We start from the raw sequence: 25,171 nt of genomic DNA, 5'->3' as shown, positions 1-25,171 counted from the left end.
TCAAATTATACCTAAGTAATTAATCAAGTTTATTAGTCACACTGATTAGTTTATTGGGTATAGCATAAAAATCATAAAACGTAAGGAAAGTGCTATGGAAAAAGCTTCGAACCTTGATAGTAAAATGTATGTGCTAGATACCAATGTATTGCTTCATGAACCCCTCGCGTATTTGTCATTTCAAGAACACCAAGTGGTTATTCCAATGACTGTATTGGAAGAGCTTGATCACATTAAAGATAGAAAACACGATGTAAGTCGCGATGCCCGAGTGGCCATTCGTGGACTTGATGGAGTGCTCAGCCAGGCCTCTCCCGAGCAAATGTTACAAGGGGTTGCGCTACCAAGTAATAAACAAGGCGGATTAACGGGAAGCTTACTGATTGTAAATGACCATTTATTTGCCGATTCTATTTCCGGCTTACCGGGCAATGAAAACGACCACCGCATTATTAATTGCGCGGTGCACTTACAAAATCAGCACAGTGATAAAAAAGTCATACTGGTTACTAAAGATATCAACATGCGCTTAAAAGCCAAAGGGGCGGGGCTTAAATATGTTGAAGATTATCGTACCGATCAGCTTATTGACGATATCGCCTTACTTACCAGCGGTTATAAAAAAATTACAGGTGATTTTTGGCAGCATGTTGGCGAGTGTAATACTGAACAACACGGGCGTGAAACAGTTCATCATATCCCTAAAGATTTGATTCCTGATGTGTTTTGTAACGAGTATTTACTTGATGATGGCGATCAGTTTGCCGCTAGAGTCAAATCTTACGATGGTGAGCATATTACCATTAAAGATATTGGTGCAGAGCGACTAATGCATCAAAGCGCCTGGGGAATAAAGCCAAAAAATATTTACCAAGCAATGGCACTAGATGCACTGCTCGATACTTCTATTGAACTTGTTATTTTAACCGGCCCTGCGGGATGTGGTAAAACCTTACTCGCGCTTGCTTGTGCACTGGAAATGGTGATAGAAAAAGGTGTTTACGATAAAGTGATTGTAACCCGAAACACCCCTGAAATTGCCGAATCGATTGGCTTTTTACCTGGCACCGAAGAAGAGAAAATGGCACCTTGGCTGGCTGCCATAACTGATACCTTAGAGGTGCTGCATAAAGGAGATGAGAACCCTGTTTCAAGCCGTAATTACATTATGGAAAAAGCCAATGTTCAGTTTAAATCGGTGAACTTTATGCGTGGGCGAAGCATTCAAAATGCGGTGGTGATTTTAGATGAAAGCCAAAACTTAACGGCTTCTCAGCTCAAAACCATTATTACCCGTTGTGGTGAAGGAACTAAACTTATTTGTACCGGAAATTTAGCACAAATAGACAGTAACTATTTAACCGCGGTTACCTCTGGACTTACCTATATTGTGGAGCGATTTAAGCACTTTGAAGGCGGCGCTACTGTTAATCTTAATGGTGTAGTAAGAAGTCGACTAGCGTCATTTGCCGAGGAGAATTTATAACTTGCGCTTAACATCTTGGCTCGATAGTCTACAGTTTGATTTTTGAGCCAATAATTAGGTAACTTGTTGAAATTTTTACCGTTAGAACATTATCATCGCTCTGTTTTTGTGGCGCTAGCACTGCCTTTGTTAGTGGCCTCTTTTTTGTGTTTGCATTTTTATAATATAAAAATGGAACGTGCAATAACAAAAAAGACCACTGATTTTAATGCATTATCTGCGCAGCTTGATCATGATATGCAAGCAATGGGGGACTTGGTTGATGCAATGTTTGTTATGTATAACAAGCAAACTTTTCTTGTAGAAAATTATAATCTTACAGAAAACATTAACCAATATGAGCATTATTATTATCGCCAATTTGAACATTTAAACGGTGAAATTGCAGGTAAAGGTCAGTTTAGTTATTCTGAGTCGGCACTTTTACAATGGCAGCAGGTTATATCGCTTGCACCCTCTTTTAATACCACTTTAGCGCTGCTTTCATCTGTGCATTCTATTGCGTATGTTGATGAACGAGGGTTTGCATACTTAACTCGACGCGACAATACACGAAATAATATATTTACTCCGCTATTGAATGGCGACTTTAAACCCTTACTGTCATCAAACAAATTGGCTTCGAGTGCAGTCATCAATTTAGGTAATAAGGCATATTTTGCGATTGGGCGACAGCGTGAACTAAATTCCTCTGATTATATTGTTTTAATTTATGAACTGCAGGCTATCTCTGGTTGGTTAAACAAAATCACCTCTAAGCAAGGTGAGTATGTTTTTATTAATCAAGCAAATCAAATTATTGCCAGTTCACAGCAGTCAATTAACCAAGCGATAAATTTTTCGGCATACTGGCCTCAAATTAATACGCGCTCATCAAAGCTTACGGCCCTGTCTGAACCGCTTTTTTTAATTCAACCCTCAGATCAGACTCCGATTCATTTAGGGTTTCTTGCTGATAAGCAAATGCTTACCAGTAGCCTTGTGCAAGAAGTGGTGTTGGAGTTTATTTCATTAGCATTATTTTTATGCTTGATGTTTTATGTCTTTTTTTGGTTAAGCAAGCGTATATTTATAAGGCCTATGACAGAGCTAATGCGTTACTTAGAACATCATAACGATGACAACACGGGTTATTTAAATTACAAAGTACCATTAAATTGGCAACCTTGGTTTGCTAAGGTGAAAGCTATTTTTGCGAAAAATGAACGTTTAGTTATTTCATTACAAAATGCTAATAAAAAGTTAGATGAGCAGGTGCAGCTCAAATCTGAAAAATTAAAACATAGTGACCAAGCAAAAGAGCGACATTTAGCCCTGCTAAATACAGTACTTAACAGCGTGCCTGACTTTATATATTTTAAAAATACAGACGGCACCTTTTTAGGGTGTAATAAAGCATTTGAGCAGTTTATAGGTAAGAGCCAAAGCGAACTTATTGGTCAAAATATGCATAGCATTAGTCGCAGCTACGAGCAAATCCAGCGGCTGGAACAGCAAGCATTACAGCATAAAATGCAAATTCAGCAGCGTATAGACGTTGCTAAGCAAACTTATCAGTTAACGATTGCTCCGTTTTATGATGAACAGCGCCAATTGCTAGGCACAATGGGAATTGGTCGCGATATTACTGCGCAGCAACATACTCTATATGCATTAAAAGAGTCGGAATCTAAATTTAGAAGTGCCATTGAATTTGCTGCTAATGGGGTGTTTTTACTTTCACTTGAGTACGCTATTTTACAGGTTAATAAAGCCGCGCGAAAACTGTTTACCAAACATCATCAATTAACAGATACCCCGTTTGATACACTATTTAGTGACACGCAGTGGCAAGAACTCGACGCCTTGCTGCAGCAACTATTACAAAACAAAAAACAAGTGTTTCATTTAACTTTTGCGCATACTCAATTAAATGCTTGGTTGCAGTTGAGTATGTCATTAATTTGGAATGAAAATGCTCAGCCGCTATATTATGTTATTCATATTCAAGATGTTACTGAGCTTACGAAAGCCAAAGATGATGCAGAGCGAGCCACCTTGGCTAAAAGTCGCTTTATTGCTAATTTGAGCCACGAAATACGTACTCCTCTCAATGCCATACTAGGGCTATTAGACATGTTAGTAGAGCATGGATTAACGCAGCGACAAGTGCAACTGACCAGCCAAGCGACGTATGCAGCCAATAATTTATTACAAATGCTTAATAGTATGCTTGATTTTGCGCGTGTTGAAAGTAATGAAGCAACGCTGCAATTAGCGCCTTTATGCCTAGTTGATTTGATTGATACCTGCGAAAGCTTAATTTTGCCTTTATGCCAAGCTAAACAGATACAGCTACAAATTGATATTGACCCACATATTTTCCCTTTTTTAGTTGGCGACTCCATTCGTTTGCAACAAGTGTTAGGTAACTTATTAACCAATGCTGTTAAATTTACTCCTACAGGCAACGTGACATTAAAAATGCAGTTACAGCCAAGTAGCCGTAATGAGTTACAGCGTATCTGTTTTGGGGTTATAGATACAGGTGAGGGGATTGCTCAAGCCGATCAACGCCGTTTATTTGATGCCTTCACCCAAGGCGATGAGTCATCCACTCGTCAGCATCAAGGAGTAGGTTTAGGGCTGGCAATAGTAAAACACAGTGTGGCATTAATGGGCGGGGAAATTTCACTTGATAGCGATAAAGGACAAGGTTGCTATTTTTACTTTACGCTCGATTTAGCGACCGATACCAACAAAGTTACTCGTGATGAAAATAAGTTATTAGTAATTACTAGCGCTAAAAGTACGTTACTTAATCAAGTAATTAAAGCGTATCCTGTTATTAATAACCAAACGCTTAATAGGGTAATCGCTGAACCAGAATATTTGCTGCAAGCGCACACAATAATCATTGATGCGTGTGAGCTGTCGGCCTTTTTAACACCAAAAATAAAAGCAACACTGCGTACAGCTGCTATTTCGGTTGTTGTTATTACAGATAATCAAGACGAACAGCCACCAATAAATGATTCCCTTATTACCCAGTTCTTACCCTCAAGCGCACTTGCACAGCGATTACTTAATTTGAGCTCGCAAAAAATAGTGAAGGCAATTGAAAACAAAGCACAAAAACCGCGTGATACAGTCTCAGGAATATTAGTGTTAGCGATAGACGATAATCCATTGAACCTCGATATTATTAGCAGTATTTTGAGTCAAGCTGGAGTAAATGTTGTTACGATCAATGACCCGCAAAAAGGGATTGAATTGGTAAGTAGCTTACGCCCCGACTTAGTCTTAATGGATATTCAAATGCCCAAAATTGATGGCTATCAAGCGACTGAAATAATACGCCAACAGTTTGACGCTCAGCAATTACCTATTTTTGCATTAACCGCGCATAGTGAACCAGCCGACATTTCGCGCTCACTCAATGGTGGGATGAATAAACATTTAACTAAGCCTGTGGTTGCGCCAGTTTTATTTACAGCAATCGCAAGCCTTGGCATCGCTACGCCATGTTTTTTCGATAAAGCCTTTGCTTTGTCTCAGTTTGATGATGATCACTCTGTACTGCACAGTATGTTAGACAAGTTAGCGACATTAAGTGAATCATATTCAGCTGAGCTTCAAAACAACAACCCTAGTATTGAAATGGTACGCTTAGTGCATAGTTTAAAAGGGATAGCAGGAAATTTAGGTTTTAACCGATTATTATTGTGTGCTCAACATACTGAGCAAGTATTAAAAGCGAACAGCGATCACGCTGCAGCTGCAATTAAAGAATTAATAATACAGTTAGAGCAAGTGCAAATTTATATAAAAAGTTTAGATGTAAGTAATGATAAATAAAGCAAAAATATTAATTGTAGATGACGATGCGCTTAACCGAATCATTTTAGAAAAAACCCTAAGTGACGAGCATGAGGTTTACTTAGTGGCTAGTGGTGAAGAGGCGTTGGCATTTGTTAAGCACACACAATTAGACTTAATTATTTTAGACATTATGATGCCAGGCATGAATGGTTACGACGTGCTGGTGGAGCTTAAAGAAAGCAGCCTAAGCCATACAATCCCCATTATTTTTATCTCAGCGAATAGCTCTCATGAAGACGAAGCAAAAGGCTTAGAGTTAGGCGCAATGGATTACATTGTTAAGCCATTTTGTGCCTCTATTGTTAAAGTGCGTGTACGTAATCAATTACTCATTAAGCAAAAAAACGATTTATTAGAAATGCTTGCGTCTATTGATGGTTTAACAGAAATACCTAACAGACGTTATTTAGATGAAAACTTAGAACGAGAGTGGCGAAGAAGTAAGCGTAATAATTCCTCCATGTGTGTACTGCTTATCGATATTGATCACTTTAAGCGCTATAACGACTACTACGGTCATCGTGCTGGCGATGAGTGTTTAAAAGCAGTGGCGCAAACATTAGTGGCTCAATGTGAACGTGGCAGTGATTTTGTTGCCCGTTATGGTGGTGAAGAGTTTGTTGCAGTATTACCAGAAACCAATCAGCAAGGCGCTATTGCGTTTGCTAATAAATTACGCAAAGCTATTAATGACTTGAATATAGAACACAACGCATCTTTAAATGCTTCACACATTACTATTAGTATTGGAATTGCCTCAAGTGAGAGCAGTCAAGCATACACCGAGAAAGCGTTATTAGAAGAGGCTGACTCAGGTTTATATAATGCTAAAAAGTCAGGGCGCAATCAAATTAGCGCCCAATAGTATTTTCGAGAGCTTAATTTGTTAGCATCAATAACGCTGAACTACCAATACCCACTAATTTATCATTTTTGAAAACGAGCGGTGTACATTCATCTTTGGTCATTTTTCCATCTGAATGAATGCTGTGTGTTGCGTAGAACAAGACTTGGTAAACATCATCCTGTTTTTTTAACAATTCAGTGAAGTTAGGTGTTTTTAGTTGGTTTAACACCGACTGATACGAGCTATCCATTGCCAAGCCTGAAATGATTTCACGATTGTTTTTATGTGTTGCTTGCCAACCTGAAGAGCTATTACCTGCCCAATGACCCTCTGCTTCGCCATCTGATACAGCGATTACACAACCCGTTAAAAAAGGAGCGGTAAGTGCAGCAATTAAAAGTGTTTTTTTCATTTTTTATTACCCTAGATGATTAATTAAAAACAATATAGCAAAGACTAGGCCAGTTTTTAAAGTCTTAAAAATCAATAGCTTGTTTTTATTGTGTTTGGTGGGGTGGTGGCTTTTTTAAAATATAAATCTAAAAAGCCACTTTTTAGTAATTTTGACTAAGTTACTTTTATGGCATTAAACCAAGCGGTTACGCGACTCGTGTTGGCTAAATGCTGCAATATTTAAACTCACTTCTTTTACTAAACGCACGATAGATTCAGTGCTCGCCCACGCTATATGTGGGGTAAGTAGTAAGTTATCACCCGTATAATTAGCCAGAGGATTGGTCAGCTCAGCGGGCTCTTTGGTAAGTACATCAACGCCCGCACCGGCAATAATATTGGCTTTTAATGCTTCTACTAAGTCTGCTTCATTGATTATCCCGCCGCGTGCGGTATTAATAATTAGCGCAGTCGGTTTCATCATTTTTAATTCATTAAGTGTAATTAAGTCGCGTGTTTCATCATTAAGTGGGCAGTGAACGCTAATAATATCTGCTGTTTTTATTGCTGTTTCAAACGGGGTGCGTCCGTTGCGACACGCTGCGCCTTTGCGCTCTGCAATAATTACATTGGCGCCAAACGCTTCAGCCACTTTAGATACTGCATTACCTAAAGTGCCACCACCAATAATGGCTAATGTTTTGCCCTGGATGTCATTAAAGTTGTAATCCAGTCGACAAAACATCTCACTTTTTTGCCACGCGCCTTGCTGACAATCTGCTTGATAGCGGTGAGTATTACCTAATAAGTTAGTGATCAACGAAAAGGTATGCTGAACAACAGAAGGGGTCGAATAACCGGCAACATTAGTAACTGCTATGCCTAAGTCTTTCGCGGCATTTAAATCAACATTATTGGTACCCGTTGCACTAACACAAATGAGCTTTAATGATTTTAATTGCATCATAGTGTCACGATTAATCACCACTTTGTTGGTGATTAAAACTTCTGCATTTTGGCTATGCGCTAATACTTGCTCAGGGCTAGTTAGCTGATGCACTGTGAGCTCTCCAAGTGCTGAAATACCATCCAGTGACGTGTTTGCCAGTGTTGCGTTATCAAGAATTGTTATATTCACGGTGTGTCCTAATATGTGTATGTGTTAGAGAGGGAGTAACCTCTGTACGCAGATAAAAAGATCATTATTTAATTGAATGTTATAGATTTATTTAGACTTAGCTTATTGTGTTCACATTAACAGGAGTAAAGTCATATTTAAATGTGGTCTGCCCACTGAGGGTTAACTTGCATGTTATTATGACCAACTGCCTTGCTAAGTTAACTTGAACAAAGTGCTATTAGTAAGGTCTATCCATTTGAATTAATAATTAATAGCTATAGTTTATACACATGAGCGGTTAATCTGGCAATGATGCTCAGTACTAAACTATAACGCTATGAAAACTCAGTAAATCGAACTTTAGTATTGCTAGTTTCGTATTTTTGCTTGAGTTATAATCAAAATCAGACATAACGGGGCGTTTTCGCGCGCCGTTTTTAACTTTGTAGATGCAGTAAATGATAGAACTAGAAGATAAGTACGCAGATATAAGACCTTACAATGACGATGAAGTTGCCGCCTCATTAACGCGATTAATTAACGATAATGCGTTTCTTGATGTGATAGCAAAGTATAATTTGCCACGCTTTATATCCGCAGTTGGGTTTTTAGCACGCGCTATAATAAAGCATCAGTTGCGTAAAAAATGGGGCAAAGTTAAAACAGTTGAAGATGTACAAAATGAAGTTGCACATTACTTAAATAAATTAGTAAACCGCACCACATCAAACGTTACTTTTTCGGGCTTAGAGGCGTTAGACCCTGATCAAGCCTATCTTTTTGTTTCAAACCACAGAGACATTGTACTCGATCCTGCATTGGTTAATTGGGGCCTTTTTCAGTATAAAATGAAAACCGTGAGAATTGCGATTGGTGATAACTTACTGCAAATCCCATACATTACTGAGCTTATGCGTTTAAATAAAAGTTTTATTGTAAAACGCTCAGCTAAAGCTCCAAAGGAGATGTTAAAAGCGCTGACTCAATTATCGGCTTATATTTATGACTCACTCAGCAGTGGGCATTCTATTTGGATTGCTCAAAAAGAAGGCCGTGCCAAAGATGGTGTAGATCAAACCGATCCCGCACTATTAAAAATGCTGCAACTAAATGGACGTAAACAAAAGAAAGAATTTGGCGAATACATTAAAGAACTAAAAGTGGTGCCGGTTGCAATATCTTACCAATATGAACCCTGTGCAATAGCTAAGGCAAAAGAGCTTTACCATAAACAGCATCATGGTAAATATGTGAAATCGGCGGGTGAAGATATTGCTAGCATTGTTGAAGGTTTTAGTTCAGCCAAAGGGCATGTGCACTTATCGTTTGGCCAGCCTATTCAGTCAGATTGCGATAGTGCCGATGAATTGGCAAAAACCATTGATAAGCAAATAATTGATTCGTTTTATTTGCACCCAGGCAATTATATTGCGGGTGGTTGTACTGAAGCGGTTATAAATAAAAATGATGCAGCACAATTTGCAGAGCGTTTAGCAAAAGTGCCAGAAGAATTAAGATCTTTGGTACTAGCGATGTACGCCAAACCGTATCATAGAAAAACACAAGTAGATGAACAAAGCTGTGAACATTAATTAACAGCTAAGATAAAAGCAGCAATTAATTGGCTGCTTTTTTTTTGCACAAAAATAGCGCTATACTCAAGCTATGCTTTTTTAGACTGGAGGGTTTGATGCAACAAATTGAAATATTTGATATTCCTAGCCCTTGTAAAGGTATTTGCTTGGTTAATAATCGAGGCTACTGCAAAGGATGTTATCGCAGTCGTGATGAGCGATTTTCGTGGAATTCGTTAACCAATGCCCAAAAAAAGAAAGTATTGAGCCTATGCCAACAACGCTATAAACGTTATTTACAGCAAAAAAATAAAGCTGAGCAAACCGCTTCGCCAACACGGCAGCAAGGCTTTGATTTTTAAAATTGTAGTTTGTACTTTGACCTGAGTTTAGCTACCGTGCCATTGTTGTGTAATTTCTTAAGTGTAGTCTCAAGCTGCAAAGCAATACTCGCATGGCTATTATGTAAATAATGATAAAGCGGGTAGGTAGCAACCACTTGTTTTTCATAGCAACCTAAAGCAGGAGGAATAGTTTTATTGGCCATCGCAAAATCAATCAGTAATGCAGCTTCTACTTTTTGCTGGATCAGTAAATTTAATTGAGTGGTATTATTTTTTACTTCAATAACCTCGCCTTGAAAATCAATACTGTCTAAATATCGTTGTTGCACAGGGTAGCTGGCTATAATAGCAACGCTATCCATTGTTTTAGTAGAGCTGGGTTCACAGTGCTTATAAAGCTCAAGACTAAATTTAAATAACGGGTAATTAACTCGAATTAAGTTTTTGTAAGCACTTTCAATACTAATATCACGAGCAAGCTGCCCATCTAACATGCCATTATTTGCCGCAAATAATGCATTCTGGCGATTAAAATCGATAATATTTAATTTAAAGCCTATATCTGCATACGCTAATTGTAATAGCTCAATAGTATAATTTGCTTGCTGGGTGTTCTGCGGGCGATTAAATGTATAGCTGTAACTATGGCCAAATGACGGATTGCTAAAAACTAAACCTATTAATACAAGTAGTCCTTTAGAGTATTTAAACACGTCAGTATTTCCAGTCTATTAGAGGCAAATGAGTAGGTGGGTATAATAACAAATTGGCTGTGTTTTGCCCAGTTTCTAGTCATAATCTAGCAAAGTCTATCTTTAACAATTATTGATCCCCTTAGATTATTTACGGCAGATTCTTTTTATTCGCTATAGAGTTAGTTTATTATAAGTTTAAACGTATAATCTAAGTTTTATCGGGCCAGTGAAAGGGGTAATATGAGTTATAACCTGTGTGATTTACCACGAGAGCAAAAGTATCAAATTCAGTTAGACTACGAAGCTTCATTTTGGGCATATCAAATTAAGCGTGGCAAGAAAACGCGTGAACAAGTTTACGACACCCTGCATAGTCGTCCTGTTGCGGAGCAAGGTTTTTTAAAGCAAAAGTTTGAGCAATATTTGGCACTTATGCTAAGTTAGAGTTTACTTGCTATGGTTGTTATAAAACAATTAGAACCAGTTAAAACGCCCTTAATAAATAAGTTTTATACCTTACATAAAGTTCGCGGTCGCGCAAATAAACAAGACCAACTGTGGGTCGCTTACGATAACCACACGATGATTGCGGCGTGCCGCTTACAACATAAACCGACTTTTTTATTTTTATCGACTGTTTTTGTGGCCCCTGAATACCGCTCAACTGGTGTTGCAACAAAGCTGTTAAGCACGCTTTTAAATCAGCAAACCGACGTTGTTTACACATTCGCTTACCAACATATTACTGATTTTTATCAGGCACTTGGTTTTAACCAGGTGTTAACATATACTCCTGAGTTATTAACGCTATTTGATGCATACAAGCACCGCAATATTATTGCATTGAAATATCAGCAACCCTAAATCAGCATAGGAAACACATGGGCATCTGTATTAATAGGTTTATCACAGCCATGTTTGTGCTATTTATGCTCATAAGCCTCGCTGCAACAGCGCAAGTAAAAAGGCTATCCCCGAGCGAAGGGTTATCTCAAAGCTACGTTAATACTATGCTTATTGATAATAATGGCTATTTATGGCTCTCTACTGAAGGAGGGTTAAATCGCTACGACGGCTATCAGGTTATTCCAATTAATGGCCCAAATGGTGAGTTAGAAGAGACCATTATTGATCGCATATACCAAGATCCAGAAGGACAAATTTGGATTGCTTCCTTGTTAGCGGGGCTTTTCAGGTATGACCCGCAAACAAATACCTATCAGCAGTATCTAAAAAAGCCAGTGACAGAAGAGCAAATTCTTCAGCAGTCTGTTTTTACTATGTTGGCCAAAGATGATAAATCCTTGTGGATTGGACAAGGGCGAGTGTTTGCAAAACTTGATATAGCCAGTGGCTCTATTACTCCTTTATTTAAGCTGCCTGAGCAATTTGAAAATGCATTTGTACGTACCTTGTTTCATTACAATGGCTATATCTTTATTGGCAGTACAGACGGTGCTTATGTATTTAATATTGCAACGCAACAAGTACGCCCTCTAGAGCATTTAAGCGAAACCGATGTACACATCTATCAAAACAATGTGAAGTCATTTGCACTGGGTGATAGTAATCAGTTATTGGTTGGGGCTGTTAAAGGTTTATACGCTGTTGATATTAGCAATATAGAGGCATTGTTTAATAATAATGAGCAGTCATTTACAAATGAAAAGCTGCTGGCTGATTTAAATGTTTGGGATATAGATAATCAGCAGAGGGTTCTTGATTTAGCAACAGACAAAGGTCTGCTCAGCTTTAATTTGACCACCAAAACGGTGGTTAAAAATAAACGTATTCAACAAAGTAAATACACCCTTGCCGATACCAGCATTATTGATATGGTAAAAGATAAATCAGGCGGTATGTGGCTTGCGACTAAAACTGATGGTGCTTTTTATTTATCGGGAGACAACTATAAGTTTTATAATGTAGAGGGAAATGCTCTGGGAGGGGATGGATTTTCGCATCACTCAGTCTGGGCAATTAAACAATTCCAAGATAAGTTATGGTTAGGTACCCATAATGGTTTAACTGCGGTTGATATAAAAAATAACACCTCAACGGTGTATTTAAAAGATTATAAAGTTGATTTACTAACCACAGAATTTACTATTTTCAAAATTATGCCTTACAAAAATAAACTTTGGTTACAAACAAACCGAGGGCTGTTTATTTTTGACCCCCAAACCCAGCAGCTTACTCAACCTAAAACTGCCAGCCCCAAGAACCAAATATTTTTAAACGACTGGATGCATGGTATTGCCTTGTTAGAAAATGGTGATTTATATTTTGTTCACCCTGATCATGGCATGTTTAAATATAATATTGATAGCCTGATTTTAACCCCATTAAAAGGCGAATTTTCCCAATTTGACCCGTTCTTAGCACATGGCTTTTTACCGCCGTTGCCCTCTCAGCCAAAGTGGCCGCTATTTTTTAGTGGTGGGGTGTTATACCAGTTTAATCCTGATGAGCTCAGTTTAAATACGCTTTATAAAGTACCCAAACATCATGACAATGTTGCAGTGAGAATTCTTTCGTATGTTGAAGACAGGCAAGGGATTCTATGGCTCTCTTTATCTAACTTTGGTTTGATTGGAATTGATGCCAGCAGCTATGAATTAGTGCATACCATTGATTTAGATAAAAATAAATTAGGCACACTATTATACGATATGGTGCTAGATGAAGAGGGAATGATTTGGATGAGTAGTCATAAAGGAATATGGCGACTAAACCCTAACACTATTCATTTTCAGCAGTTTACTACATCAGACGGGGTGCTTTCTGCTGAATTTAATAGTGGTGCTATGGCAAAATTAAATGATGGACGAATTGCCTATGGTAGCCTTAAAGGCTTTACCTATTTTGATCCCAAAGAGAATAAAAATAGCCAAGGTTTGTTAGAACATGTCAACATTACTCGCATTAATTTAATGTCTCGAAATTTGTCGATTAACTTACAACAGCCATTAAAAAATATTACTTTAAATCATGATGATATAGGGCTTGAAATTGCGTTCTCAGCGATGTCATTCAGTTTTCAAGAACGTATTATTTATGAATATCAGCTCGATAAAGGTAAAAAAAGTTATACCCGTAATAATCGCGTGGTGTTTCCTAAATTAAACCCCGGTAGCTATCAGTTAAAAGTCTGGGCAAAGGATCCGTTGACGGGTGAGTATACTCCGCCAGCAACGTTAAATATTAAAGTGAAATACCCGTTATGGCGGGCCCCTTACTTTTTAGCACTTTATGCTATTTTGTTGATCACTGTAGTGACTGCATGGGTGATGAGACGTAACAAAATACAGCGTATTTTATTAGCTGCACACAAAGAAAGCCAAGATAGCGAGGCGCGCTTAAAGCTTGCGCTAGAGGGGAGTGAATCGGGGGTATGGGATTGGCAAGCAAATCAGTTAAATATTTATCAGCCAAGGTTAGTCAACGAATTAGGTTATGCGGAAGACTCAGTCAGTTTAGATGACTACTTAGATAAAGTTCACCCACAAGAGCGTGCTATTTTTAGGTTAGAGTGGTTAGAATTTTTATCAACTGACAAAGGATATTTTAACTGTACTTACCGATTGCGTCATGCCAAAGGTCATTGGCGCTGGTACAAAGACTTTGGCAAAGTGGTTGAATGGAATGAAACAACTCCGCAAAAAGTAGCGGGTACGTATACCAATATGACACGCGAGATGGCATTTGAAGAACACGCTCGACTATTTACTGCCGCGTTTGAGCAGACTCGAGATTGGGTGTTTATTTTAGATAAAAACTTTAATATACGTGCTTCAAATAAGTCGCTACAAGCGGCTTTTGCTTTATCGGCAGAGCCTCGTTCAACTCGCTCACTTAATTTAGGTATGACTCGCAGTAGCTATTTTGATTATTTACGCATTATGCAAAAACTTGAAGTAGGTGAGCATTTCTCATGTGAAGATACTGTGGTATTGGCTAATAAGGAACAGCGCCATGTGTTAGTAAAAATAAGCGCTGTAGCGGATGAAAGCCAAAGATTAAGCAGTTATGTGGTTATTTTAACGGATATTCATGCCCAAAAGTCAGCTGAGAATGAGCTACATTTATTAACTAATTACGATTCACTAACGGGTTTGCCAAACAGAACTCTGTTTAACGACCGAGCTATGCATGCCATAGATCAAGCGCATCGCCATCACAGTAAAGTCGCTTTAATACACGTAAATATAAAACGCTTTAAATACTTTAATGACTCATTTGGGACAGAAAGCGCTGATGAGATCATTAAGCTGGTGGCAAATCGTTTAAAAATAGCATTGCGTCCCTGTGATAGCGTAGCGCGTTTAAGTGGTGGTGAATTTGTTATTTTAGTTGAAGATATTCAACAAATAGAAGAAGTATTACTTATATGCACCAAGCTTATGGATTGTGTGAGTAAAGACATTGCTATGAATAACCAAAGTGTGAAGGTTCATCTAAGTATTGGGGTGGCGCTTTTCCCTGATGACGCGACGCATTATAAAGCGCTGTTAAAAGCATCAAATGTGGCGCTCTATTATGCTAAAGATGGTTTAGAAGGTGGTTACAAGTTTTACAAACAAGAAATGAATCAAAAAATTGAAAGGGCGCTGCATTTAGAGTCGCAATTGATCAAAGCGTATCATGAGCACGAGTTTTGTAATTACTATCAACCTATAATTAGTACATCTACACAAAGAACGGTAGGCTTTGAGGTGTTATTACGCTGGCCTGAAAATCAGCTAGCTAGTACGCAAGAGTTTGCAAATGTGGCTGAAAATATTGGTTTAATTACCAAAATTATGCTGCAAACATTTAAACGAGCACTTGTACAATTAGTGCGTTGGCGCACAGTTAACCCCGATTTATATTTATCAATTAATCTATCGGCACTTGATTTTGAGTTTGCTGAGCTTATACCTGAAATTCGCCAAGCACTAAATAATGCGGCGCTGCCGCCCGAGGCTATTGTGTTTGAAATAACAGAGTCTATTTTAATGCGAGACTCAGAACATGCGCTTAAAAATATGGACTTATTAAAGCAACTAGGCTGTAAGTTGTACATGGATGATTTTGGAACAGGGTATGCCTCGTTAACTTATTTGAAGCGCTTCCCCATTGATGTATTAAAAATAGATCGCAGCTTTGTGCAAGATATTGGTATTGATTCGGATAACGAAGCGATTATTCAATCCACGCTGACTTTAGCCAGCAGTTTAGGTAAAGAGTGTATTGCTGAAGGGGTTGAAAGCGCACATCAACTGGCCTTCTTAAAAGCTCAAGGTTGCAGCTACTTTCAAGGTTATTTGTTCAGTAAAGCGGTGCCTAAAGAGCAAGTGCTTGAGCTCATTGAGCGCGATTGGCAGCCTGTATTTTCACAAGCTTAAAGCGCCTCAGCTTTGTGTATGTGTTATTAAGGGCGCTTACCACAATGGCGACAAAATAAATGTGAGCTGCGTTTATTAAGTTCCGCTTTTATTGCTTTATTAGCTTCTAACTTACTTAACCCGAGTTTGTAGCGAAGATCTTCTAGGTGATGTAATTGCTCGTCGGAGAGTTTACCGTCGGTTATTTGCTCATGGGTGGCATCTTCAAATAACTGACGACGTTTACGAACTTGCTCTGAAAAGCTCGACGCTAATAAACCAGTGGGTATAGCCACCATGCCCATGCTTACTAGAGTGATGACACCACCAAACAGCTTACCAATGGGTGTTATTGGCACAACATCACCATAGCCTACAGTCGTAAGTGTTGCCATTGCCCACCACATTGCGGCCGGAATTGAGCCAAACTTGTCTGGTTGAATGTCATGTTCTAATAAATAAATACCGCATGAAGCTAAAATAAGTACTACTGCCATAATAAAAAATGCAGCCAATAATGAACTTGCTTCATCAATAAATGCCTGTAATAACAGCTGCATAGCCCGTGAATAACGAGTGAGCTTAAATACTCTTAATAAACGTAGTACGCGTAAAAAACGCAAGTCTAAAGCAAAGAAAAGCATTAGCAGGCTTGGCAAAATGGCGATTAAATCGATGATAGCCAGTGGTGATAAAATATAGCGGATCCGCTTTTGTGTATTGGAGCAATCCATAGAGGCGTATTTTACTCTATCTACACAGGTCCAAGCACGTATTAGGTATTCAGCACTAAATATGGCAACCGATACCAGCTCTAACATTAAAAATTCGTTGTAGTACTCAGTGGCAATGCTGTGCACTGATTCGAGTACGATGGCCACCACATTTATCATAATAATAGTGATTAGTAGGGCATCTAAAAAGTGACCGGCCCGTTGGTACTTACCTGAAGACTCAAATACTTGGTTGATGGTTTGTCTAAGTTTCTGCATAATAATTATTATAATGTGAGTAACATATTGATACTGCCTTCTTCAAAATCACGACTAATTTTAAATCCGAGTTTACGAGCCAGCTCAATCATGCCAGTGTTTTCAGGTAGGGTGATCCCCTCAACGGTTTTTACCCCTTGGCGCTTACAATGAGAAATTGCTGCATTCATTAAAATACGCCCTAATCCAAGCCCTTGGCAATCAGAACGCACTACAATAGCAAACTCTGCTTGTAAGTTATCTGGGTCCATAATCACTCGTGAAACCCCTAGGGTGTGCTGTTGCTCGTCTTGTGTTTGGGTAACAATAAACGCCATTTCGCGGTCGTAATCAATTTGCGTCATTTTCGCGAGTTGATCGTGGTTAAATTGTGGTAACTCACCAAAAAAGCGTTTATACCTATCTTCTTTAGTTAATGACTGGTCAAACGCTTGATGTGCTTGCTCATCTTCAGGTTTGATTGGTCTGAGCGTTGCTAAGGTATTATTTTTTAAAGTGACTTGTTCAACTAGTTCAATAGGGTAAGGACGAATAGATAAACGTTTTCGATGTGCTTGAGCCTGATACTGATTCAAATTCATGGTGGCATCAAGTACTAAAAACTGGCCATTACTAGCTAGAATAGGATTTAGCTCTAACGAGGTGATATCCGGTTGATCTACGACCAATTGAGAAATTCGAGTTAGTAGTGAACACAAGCGATATTTATCTACTTTTTCTGGCAGAACACGATCTTTAAGTACGCCTTTATCATGGGCGGCGGCAATTAAATATTTAGCTAGGTTCATATTCAGTGGTGGCAAAGCGACTGCGGCTTGTGCATATTCAAGCCCTGTACCGGCTTCACCTAATAAAATAACCGGCCCAAAATTAGGCTCTGTTTTAATGGCTATACGCAGCTCGTTAGCTCCCGCTCGAGGTGCCATTTTTTGTAACGAAAAACCATCAATTATGGCATCAGGGTAGGTGTTCTTTATTCTTAACAGCATGGCAAATGCGGTTTGCTCTACCTCTTGCGCATCATTGAGGTTTAGTACGACACCGCCGACTTCAGACTTAGAGGGAATACTGGGGCTAATCAATTTCAATGCCACCGGAAAGCCCAGCTCTATTGCTTGCTCTTTGGCTTCGGTTGGAGTGTAGGCAACTTCAGTTTGAATACAGTCAATGCCGTAACTACTTAAAATATGACTTGCTTGATGGGTTGATAAGTAATGTTGTTCATCATTTAAAAACTCTTTTATAGTCGCTTTCGCTGCTACTTTATTAATAGTTGCATCGTCAGTATTTGATTCTGGTGTTTGAGTTAAATGCTTTTGATTACGACGGTAGCTTACTAAGTGCATAAAGGCGCCTACCGCCCCTTCTGGGGTACGATAGGTAGGGATGGCATTATTGGCGCAGATACGTCTTGCAGCAAAAGCGGCATCTTCACCCATAAAATTAGTAATTACATACGGGCGTGCCATTTTTGGTAATTTATTTAGTGCCTCAACAATAACCTGAGCGTAATTTTCACTTGGGGCCAAAGCCGATGGAGTGTGGATGATCAGTAAGTTTTTAACTTCTTTAGCATTTAGTAATATTTCTAACGCATGCTTATAACGCACTGGCGCAGAATCGCCAAATATATCGACCGGATTGGCAGCGGTGTCTGAATGCGGGATCACTTTATTAAGTGCTTCGCGAGTTTCATCACTGAGCTGAGCAAGTTTTCCTGAGCTTTGAATGAGTTCATCAACCGCCATCACTCCAGGGCCGCCACCATTGGTTAATATGGTAAGTTGCTCTACTTGCAGTAACTTAGGATGCATTGCCAAGGTTTGGGTGGCGGCAAAGAGCTCACGTAAGTCGTTTACTCTTAGCATACCCGCACGTTGAAACATGGCATCATATACCGCATCTGAGCTTTGTTTTCCGCCGGTGTGTATTTCAGCGGCGAGAGCCCCTGCGCTGGTTCTGCCAGTTTTAATAGCAATAACAGGTTTAGAAAATGCGGCTGCTCGAGCGGCAGAAATAAAGCTGCGGATATCATCAATATTATCGATGTACAGTAATATGGCTTTGGTTTTAGCATCACGGCCTAAAAAGTCGAGTATTTCGTCAAACTCAATATCTAAACAATCCCCCATAGATACAAAGTATGAAAAGCCAATTTCTTTATTTTTTGCCCAATCGAGAATAGTTGAGCAAACTGCTGCAGATTGCGATACAAAAGCCAGTTTACCTGGCGTGGCAACAGTATGAGAAAAGCTTGCATTTAAGCCTATATGCGGAATAAGTAACCCTAAGCAATTTGAGCCAAGCAGGGTGACTTTATGCTTAGCTGCGCTCTCTTTGAGTGCCTTTTTTTGAACTGTGGTTAAGCCATCCGCAATAATAATGGCACTATGACAGCCAAGCGTACCTAGCTGCTCAATAATTTTCATTAAGGTGTTTTTATTGGTACAGATAACGGCTAAATCAGGCACTTTAGGTAAGGCTTCAATACTGGGGTAAGCCAATACGCCGTGTACCGCTGTATGATTTGGGGTAACGGGCATAATAGGCCCTTTAAAGCCACCTTGCAGTAAGTTGCGCATTACCACATTACCCGCGCGAGTGGCGGTGTTTGATGCCCCAATAACAGCAACAGAGCTTGGGTTAAAAAACTGGTTAATACGTTTTAGACTCATTGCGTTTCCTTGGCTGATTAAGTTTTGCGTTCTGTACTGCCTCAATGTAACCTGTTTATTGTGTTTTTTCGAGCGTGAACATGCTTATTATTGATATTAGGGTCTGTTGACCTTTCAAGGTTAAACTTGCAGCAGTCTGTTTGGTATTTAGGCAAGGCAGAGCCTATGTGGTGTGGTTATTCCCCATAAATAGGCGATAACGCAGCATCAATGCCAAACCGGCGCTGCCCGAAGGGTTCTGCCTAGGGGCGATTTACTCTTTGTTGCTCGGTTTTTACTTAGCCCACTAGGTTACAAACCTCGCGCCGCGATTAAATCGCCCCTAGTTTGAACAAGCTTTAATCCGCAAAGGTCAACAGACCCTAATCAAGGAGAGTGAAGTGAATAAAATATCGAATGTAACCGTTGTTATGGCAGCAGTTTGTTTAAGCATCGGCTTAATTGCATTGGGCTTTATCATCAAAGGAGCCGCACTTGATATTAAAGGCATGGAGCGCACTGTTCAGGTCAAAGGCTTAGCAGAGCGTGAAGTGGTCGCTGATACTGTTATTTGGCCGCTGCAGTTTAATGACGCCGATAACAACCTTGAAAAGCTTGTTGAGCGAGTTGAGCAAAAAAACGATGCCGTAATTGCCTTTTTAAAGCTACATGGCTTTGACGATGAGGAAATATCGACAGGCACTCAATCTATTATTGATAAGCAAGCGCGTGAATACGCGAACGACAATCAAAAGTTTAGATACGTTATTAGCTCAAATATTATTGTTTACTCTAATGCCCCTGATAAAGTTAAAAACGCACTGAGTAAAGTGAGTCAGTTAGCTAAACAAAATATAGCCATAGTGCAAGATAACTATCAAACTCGTATTGAATATATTTTTACTGGGCTTAACGATATAAAGCCAGCCATGGTGCAAGAAGCCACAGAAAAAGCTCGTGAAGTAGCAAATAAATTTGCGAAAGATTCAAACTCCCTTTTAGGTAAAATTAAAACCGCACGCCAAGGGCAGTTTAGTATTAGCGATCGGGATTCAAACACACCGCAAATTAAAAATGTACGCGTGGTTACTAGCGTAGAATATTACTTATCAGATTAGTGCCGCTACTTGTTCAGTAGAGCGCTGTAAATATGCGGCGCTTAATAGCAAGGTAATTTCGCTTGGAGGGTCGTTTTTTAATGCCTCAAGCAATTGTAATTTTGCTCTAGGATTTTGTTTTTGTTCTATTTCCATTAATGCCAGTAAGGCTGAGAATTCATGCTTTACCGGAATGTTGGGCTTATGTGCATAAACGATATAGCTGGCCACAGGAGTGAGCCCGTACTGATTGATTTGCGCCAATGCATGCAGTAACTCTTCATTAGATTCAAATAACATTAACGAGCGAACATAGTTAAAAGGCAATTGACTCGGCGCTGCGTGCTTGAACACATTATGTAACACGTTATTGCCATGGCTATCTGTACTAATAAAGCCTTTATTTAATTTAAGCGCAGGAGTAAAAAAGCTCAGTGCATCTAAACTGGTTAGCTGTTCAATAAACGGCGCTGGTGGCGTATTGCTCGCTAAAATTCGCACGGCAATGTTTTGCATAAAATCGTATTTAATACTCATGCGTAACGCGCTTTCAAACAGGTAATTAAGCTGCATCACTTTTTGAGCGTCAGTAAGCTTTTTAAAGTCGTTATCAAGCTCATCAAACTGTTGTTGTTTAATACGCGCATTGAGTAGCTGTATGCTTAGATCCATTCTGTTCTCCTTGAATACCTACTTTATCCTAGCTTAATTTTTTGCTTTATAAAACAAAAGGCCGCAATTGCGACCTTTTATATGTTTAAGTAGTTACTAGGGTCTGTTTACCTTTGTGGATTAAAATTTGTTCAAACTAGGGGCGGTTTAATCGCGGCGCGAGGTTTGTAACCTAGTGGGCTCGATAACTGCTCCTGCGTTATTCTACTGGCTTACATCCATGTAAGAATAAGTAAAAGCCGAGCAACAAAGAGTAAATCGCCCCTAGGCAGAACCCTCCGGGCAGCACCTGTTTGGCATTGATGCTGCGTTATCGCCTATTTATGGGGAATAACCACACCACATAGGCTCTGCCTTGACTAAATACCAAACAGACTGCTGCAAATTTAACCTTGAAAGGTCAACAGACCCTAGATAATTAAGCTTGTTTGCTAGCAACCCACTCATCAACAAAGTTTTCTAGAACGTTCAATGGTACAGGGCCATTCTTAAGCACTACGTCGTGGAACTGACGAATATCAAACTTGTCGCCAAGTTGCTCTTTAGCTGCTTCACGTAGTTCTAATATTTTCAGCATACCTACTTTGTAAGCCGTTGCTTGTGATGGCATTACAATATGACGCTCAACCATTTTTACACCGTCAGAAGTGGCGTTAGGAGTGTTGTTAACGTAGTAATCAATACCTTCTTGGCGAGTCCACTTCATTGCGTGAATACCGGTATCAACTACTAGACGACAGGCACGCCATAATTCCATAGCTAAACGACCAAAATCTGAATACGGGTCTTCATAAAGGCCCATTTCTTTTGGTAGTAACTCTGAGTATAAACCCCAACCTTCAATGTAGGCTGTGTAACCACCAAATTTACGGAACTTAGGCACGCCTTCTAATTCTTGTGAAATAGCAATTTGCATGTGATGACCCGGAATACCTTCATGGTAAGCGAGAGCTTCCATTTGGTAAGTTGGCATTGCTTCCATGTCGTATAGGTTGGCGTAGTAAATACCTGGGCGAGAACCATCTGGGGCAGGTTGTTGATAAAACGCTTTACCTGCCGCTTTTTCACGAAAAGCTTCAACACGTTTTACTATCATGTCGGCTTTTGGCTTTACAATAAACAGCTCATCTAAGCGTGTTTTCATGTTATCAATTAAGCCTTTAGCTTCACTTAGATACTGCGCTTTACCCGCTTCAGTATTAGCAAGGTAGAATTGCTTGTCGGTTTTCATAAACTGCATAAAAGCGTTTAAGTCACCCTCAAAACCGACTTTATCTTTGATGGCACGCATTTCATCATGAATACGTGACACTTCGGCAAGGCCAATGGCATGAATTTCTTTTGCTGTAAGGTCTGTCGTGGTAGTGCGTTTAAGCGCGTTATTGTAAAACGCTTCGCCATCAGGGAATTTCCAAGCACCGTCACGGTCATCAGCACGTTTTTCTAGCTGTGCAATGTAGTTAATTAACTTAGAGTAAGCAGGTTTAACTGCTGTTTTTAATGCTTTAGTCGCTTTACTAATAAGTGCATCTTTTTCAGCTTGGTCGATTTCTAATGCATTTACCTTGCGTTTAAAGTCAGCTAAAAGCGTAGAATCTTCACCTTGTTCAAACGGCGCACCTTTAATGATGTTTTTGCTTGAATCAATCACGTGTGGAAATACAAATTTAGGTGCAATAATGTTTTTATCGGCGCGAATTTCTAAGCCGGTAATAAGTTGATCAAATACACCTGGCACCCCATTTAAACGAGCAATGTAATCGTTGGCTTCTTTTACGTTGCTAATTTGATGCTGGTTAATTAAAAAAGCCGGCACCATAGAGTGCGTACCAAACATCTGGTTTACTGGGTAGTTATGGTAACGCCATTTAAAATCAGCAATGCTGGCTTCTAAATCTTGTTTTTTTAAATCATAACTTACTTGAGTCGCTGCATCTAATTGCGCACGGTTAATGCTGTTGAGGGTGACCAAATCGGCTTTAGTTTGTGCCAAGTCTTTAAGCGCTTTTTCTTCGCTGTTGTCATCCCATTTATCGTAATCTTTTTTGATGCCCATGTAGGTTTGATAAACTGGGCTGCTCATTACATCACGATTAAAAGTGTCTTCAAAAAAAGCATTCGCTTTATCAATTTCACTTTGTACCGGTTGAGCTTGAACCGCCGGTGCTGGCGTTGATTGTTGTGTTGCTTGTTGGCAACCAGCAAGCAGTGCCACGCTTACCGTGGCAGCAATTAGAGTAAGTTTACGCATTCGTTTCCCTTTTGTTGTTAGAAACCCATTAGGGTATTTTAATTTTTCATGTATTTACTTTACATGCGCATAACGCCAAAAGCGTTATACGAACAATTCTAGCAGGTCATTTAAAAAGCGATGGCCTTTAAGGCTTACTTGCCAATGGCCGTCTTTTTCTATTAATAAACCTGTGTTAATGGCTTTATTCAAAGCCGCTTGTTGGCTTTGTAATGGCTGATTAGTCAGTGCACTGTAGTCTTCAATCGGGCATGGCTCTGTTAAACGAAAGCGATTCATAAAAAATTCAAACGCTAAGTCGTCTTGTTCTACTTGCCAGCTTTTGTACAAGTAGGGCTTAATAATGTCCATGTAGCCCCGTGGATGTTTAACCTTTTCAGTGCGTGTTATCACCCCCGTTTTCGCATCAGTGACCTTACCATGGGCGCCACAGCCAATACCAAGATAATCGCCAAACCGCCAATAATTCAAGTTATGTTGGCATTGAAAGCCCGGTTTTGCATACCCCGATATTTCGTATTGCTGATAGCCTGCTTGTGCTAATAATGCTTGGCCTTGTTCTTGAATATCCCACAAGGTCTCATCTTGCGGCAACGTGGGCGGTTTTGAAGCAAATTGTGTATTAGGCTCAATGGTGAGCTGATACCAAGAAATATGTGGAGGGCTCAGGGCAATAATTTGTTTTAAATCACTTAGTGCGTCATCGAGAGATTGCCCTGGTAAACCATGCATTAAATCAAGGTTAAAGCTATTCAACCCTGCTTCAGTAGCTTGTTGTGCCGCATAACAGGCTTCATCGGCACCATGAATTCGGCCTAAGGCTTTTAACTTATCATTTTGCATGCTTTGCACGCCAATAGAGATACGGTTAATCCCTGCTTTTACATAATCTTTAAAACGGCCAGTTTCGACTGTGCCCGGGTTTGCTTCAAGGGTTATTTCACAGTTATCGCTTAAACCAATTAGGTTATCGATTTCATTGAGTAAACGGGTGTATGCTGCGCCGGTTAATAGGCTTGGCGTGCCGCCGCCAATAAAAATACTGTGAATTTTTCGCCCTTGTACTAAGTGTAAATCAGCTTTTAAATCGTCAATTAAGTGCTGTACATATTCAGCTTCAGGGATGTCACCTTTTTGCCCGTGGCTATTAAAGTCGCAGTAAGGGCATTTTTGCACGCACCAAGGCACGTGCACATATAAACTCAGTGGAGGAAGGTTCACAGGCCGCCTTTGTGTTGTAACTCTTGTAGTAATTTATTAAGTGCTTGCCCACGGTGACTTAGTGCATTCTTCTGCTCTTTTGTAAGCTCTGCACTGGTACAATTTTCTGATGGTACAAAAAAGATAGGATCGTAACCAAAGCCACCTTTACCGTGTTGGCTAAGGGTAATTTCGCCCTCCCAGCTAGCACTGCAAATAAGTGGAGTAGGGTCGTCGGCATGACGCATTAGTACCAACACACACCAAAAGCGAGCGCTGCGATTAGGGTTGTTGCCTAAATCAGCCAGTAATTTATCGATATTATCTTGATCGCTTGCGCTATTTCCTGCAAAACGAGCAGAGTAAACACCTGGCGCGCCATTCAGGCCATCCACTTCTAAGCCTGAATCATCTGCAATAGCAGGCAGTCCGGTAATTTTAGCCGCATGACGCGCTTTAATTATCGCGTTTTCTACAAACGTGGTGCCTGTTTCGGCTACGTCACTGACATTAAAGTCGCTTTGCGGTACAACATTAATATTAAGTGAGCTGAGCATGTTAGCCAGCTCATTCACTTTTCCGGGGTTACCGGTTGCAAGTACTAAGGTGTTGGTCATAT

Annotated in this window: 18 protein-coding genes; 9 read left to right on the top strand and 9 right to left on the bottom strand. The window is 39.7% G+C overall.

Going from position 1 to position 25,171, the window contains the following annotated elements; translation table 11 throughout:
* Window positions 1-94: 94 nt before the first annotated feature.
* The 3 genes from P3J6_RS17850 to P3J6_RS17840 all read left to right on the top strand — a co-directional run bounded on the left by P3J6_RS17850 (window position 95) and on the right by P3J6_RS17840 (window position 6,212).
* Window positions 95-1,486, top strand: a complete 1,392-nt coding sequence (locus P3J6_RS17850) for a PhoH family protein (protein ID WP_010391619.1) — start codon at window positions 95-97, stop codon at window positions 1,484-1,486.
* Between the two features lie 66 nt (window positions 1,487-1,552).
* Entirely contained in the window at window positions 1,553-5,323 is a 3,771-nt protein-coding gene (locus P3J6_RS17845) for a PAS domain-containing hybrid sensor histidine kinase/response regulator (protein ID WP_198523688.1), read from the top strand.
* The gene (locus P3J6_RS17840) at window positions 5,313-6,212 is read left to right on the top strand and encodes a GGDEF domain-containing response regulator (RefSeq protein WP_138609129.1); all 900 of its coding nucleotides are present in this window, start codon (window positions 5,313-5,315) and stop codon (window positions 6,210-6,212) included. The genes P3J6_RS17845 and P3J6_RS17840 overlap by 11 nt, the downstream gene beginning before the upstream one ends.
* A gap of 13 nt (window positions 6,213-6,225) precedes the next feature.
* Here P3J6_RS17840 and P3J6_RS17835 read toward each other — a convergent pair whose 3' ends face one another.
* Entirely contained in the window at window positions 6,226-6,606 is a 381-nt protein-coding gene (locus P3J6_RS17835) for a DUF3192 domain-containing protein (protein WP_131691685.1), read from the bottom strand.
* Window positions 6,607-6,780: 174 nt separating this feature from the next.
* Window positions 6,781-7,725, bottom strand: a complete 945-nt coding sequence (locus P3J6_RS17830; RefSeq protein ID WP_198523687.1) for a D-2-hydroxyacid dehydrogenase — start codon at window positions 7,723-7,725, stop codon at window positions 6,781-6,783.
* Window positions 7,726-8,165: 440 nt separating this feature from the next.
* Between P3J6_RS17830 and P3J6_RS17825 the strand changes: the two genes are divergently transcribed.
* Together P3J6_RS17825 and P3J6_RS17820 are read left to right on the top strand one after the other, a co-directional pair.
* Window positions 8,166-9,299 (top strand): 1-acyl-sn-glycerol-3-phosphate acyltransferase, encoded by a 1,134-nt coding sequence (locus P3J6_RS17825; RefSeq protein WP_198523686.1) that lies wholly within the window; start codon window positions 8,166-8,168, stop codon window positions 9,297-9,299.
* A gap of 98 nt (window positions 9,300-9,397) precedes the next feature.
* The gene (locus P3J6_RS17820; protein ID WP_138609136.1) at window positions 9,398-9,643 is read left to right on the top strand and encodes a DUF1289 domain-containing protein; all 246 of its coding nucleotides are present in this window, start codon (window positions 9,398-9,400) and stop codon (window positions 9,641-9,643) included.
* On the opposite strand, the gene P3J6_RS17815 is transcribed toward P3J6_RS17820, so the two are convergent.
* Window positions 9,640-10,338 (bottom strand): transporter substrate-binding domain-containing protein, encoded by a 699-nt coding sequence (locus P3J6_RS17815; protein WP_178956576.1) that lies wholly within the window; start codon window positions 10,336-10,338, stop codon window positions 9,640-9,642. The genes P3J6_RS17820 and P3J6_RS17815 overlap by 4 nt on opposite strands.
* A 222-nt stretch (window positions 10,339-10,560) precedes the next feature.
* On the opposite strand from P3J6_RS17815, the gene P3J6_RS17810 reads away from it, so the two are divergent.
* Genes P3J6_RS17810 through P3J6_RS17800 form a run of 3 tightly spaced genes read left to right on the top strand, consistent with a single transcriptional unit; the run spans window position 10,561 to window position 15,707 of the window.
* Window positions 10,561-10,764, top strand: a complete 204-nt coding sequence (locus P3J6_RS17810; RefSeq protein ID WP_008113353.1) for a DUF3283 family protein — start codon at window positions 10,561-10,563, stop codon at window positions 10,762-10,764.
* 12 nt (window positions 10,765-10,776) lie between these two features.
* Window positions 10,777-11,184 carry a GNAT family N-acetyltransferase gene (locus P3J6_RS17805; RefSeq protein ID WP_138609142.1) on the top strand — a complete coding sequence of 136 codons (408 nt, stop codon included), beginning with the start codon at window positions 10,777-10,779 and terminating at the stop codon, window positions 11,182-11,184.
* A gap of 17 nt (window positions 11,185-11,201) precedes the next feature.
* On the top strand, window positions 11,202-15,707 hold the full coding sequence (locus P3J6_RS17800; RefSeq protein ID WP_198523685.1) for an EAL domain-containing protein: 4,506 nt from the start codon (window positions 11,202-11,204) through the stop codon (window positions 15,705-15,707).
* A 26-nt stretch (window positions 15,708-15,733) separates the two neighbouring features.
* On the opposite strand, the gene P3J6_RS17795 is transcribed toward P3J6_RS17800, so the two are convergent.
* Both P3J6_RS17795 and P3J6_RS17790 read right to left on the bottom strand, forming a co-directional pair.
* A complete protein-coding gene (locus P3J6_RS17795; protein ID WP_138609146.1) occupies window positions 15,734-16,678 on the bottom strand; it encodes an ion transporter in 945 nt (314 codons plus the stop codon).
* A gap of 8 nt (window positions 16,679-16,686) precedes the next feature.
* On the bottom strand, window positions 16,687-19,353 hold the full coding sequence (locus P3J6_RS17790; RefSeq protein ID WP_008113344.1) for a bifunctional acetate--CoA ligase family protein/GNAT family N-acetyltransferase: 2,667 nt from the start codon (window positions 19,351-19,353) through the stop codon (window positions 16,687-16,689).
* Window positions 19,354-19,733: 380 nt separating this feature from the next.
* On the opposite strand from P3J6_RS17790, the gene P3J6_RS17785 reads away from it, so the two are divergent.
* Complete coding sequence (locus P3J6_RS17785; protein ID WP_075169840.1) at window positions 19,734-20,450, top strand: SIMPL domain-containing protein; 717 nt, start codon at window positions 19,734-19,736, stop codon at window positions 20,448-20,450.
* Here the strand turns inward: P3J6_RS17785 and P3J6_RS17780 are convergent.
* The 4 genes from P3J6_RS17780 to P3J6_RS17765 form a co-directional block, all read right to left on the bottom strand.
* Window positions 20,442-21,101 (bottom strand): hypothetical protein, encoded by a 660-nt coding sequence (locus P3J6_RS17780; RefSeq protein ID WP_138569547.1) that lies wholly within the window; start codon window positions 21,099-21,101, stop codon window positions 20,442-20,444. The genes P3J6_RS17785 and P3J6_RS17780 overlap by 9 nt on opposite strands.
* A gap of 418 nt (window positions 21,102-21,519) precedes the next feature.
* Window positions 21,520-23,352, bottom strand: coding sequence for a DUF885 domain-containing protein (locus P3J6_RS17775; RefSeq protein WP_198523684.1), 1,833 nt, complete (start codon window positions 23,350-23,352; stop codon window positions 21,520-21,522).
* A gap of 84 nt (window positions 23,353-23,436) precedes the next feature.
* Window positions 23,437-24,573 carry a radical SAM family heme chaperone HemW gene (gene hemW / locus P3J6_RS17770; protein ID WP_138609264.1) on the bottom strand — a complete coding sequence of 379 codons (1,137 nt, stop codon included), beginning with the start codon at window positions 24,571-24,573 and terminating at the stop codon, window positions 23,437-23,439.
* Window positions 24,570-25,169 carry an XTP/dITP diphosphatase gene (locus P3J6_RS17765; RefSeq protein ID WP_138569545.1) on the bottom strand — a complete coding sequence of 200 codons (600 nt, stop codon included), beginning with the start codon at window positions 25,167-25,169 and terminating at the stop codon, window positions 24,570-24,572. Before P3J6_RS17765 ends, hemW begins: the two co-directional genes overlap by 4 nt.
* Between the last annotated feature and the right edge of the window lie 2 nt (window positions 25,170-25,171).

Origin of the sequence: Pseudoalteromonas sp. 3J6, assembly GCF_903995135.1 — a bacterium.
In the GTDB taxonomy this organism is placed as follows: domain Bacteria; phylum Pseudomonadota; class Gammaproteobacteria; order Enterobacterales; family Alteromonadaceae; genus Pseudoalteromonas.
Note: the sequence above shows the minus strand (reverse complement) of the source record. Positions and strands in the feature narration are given on the sequence as shown.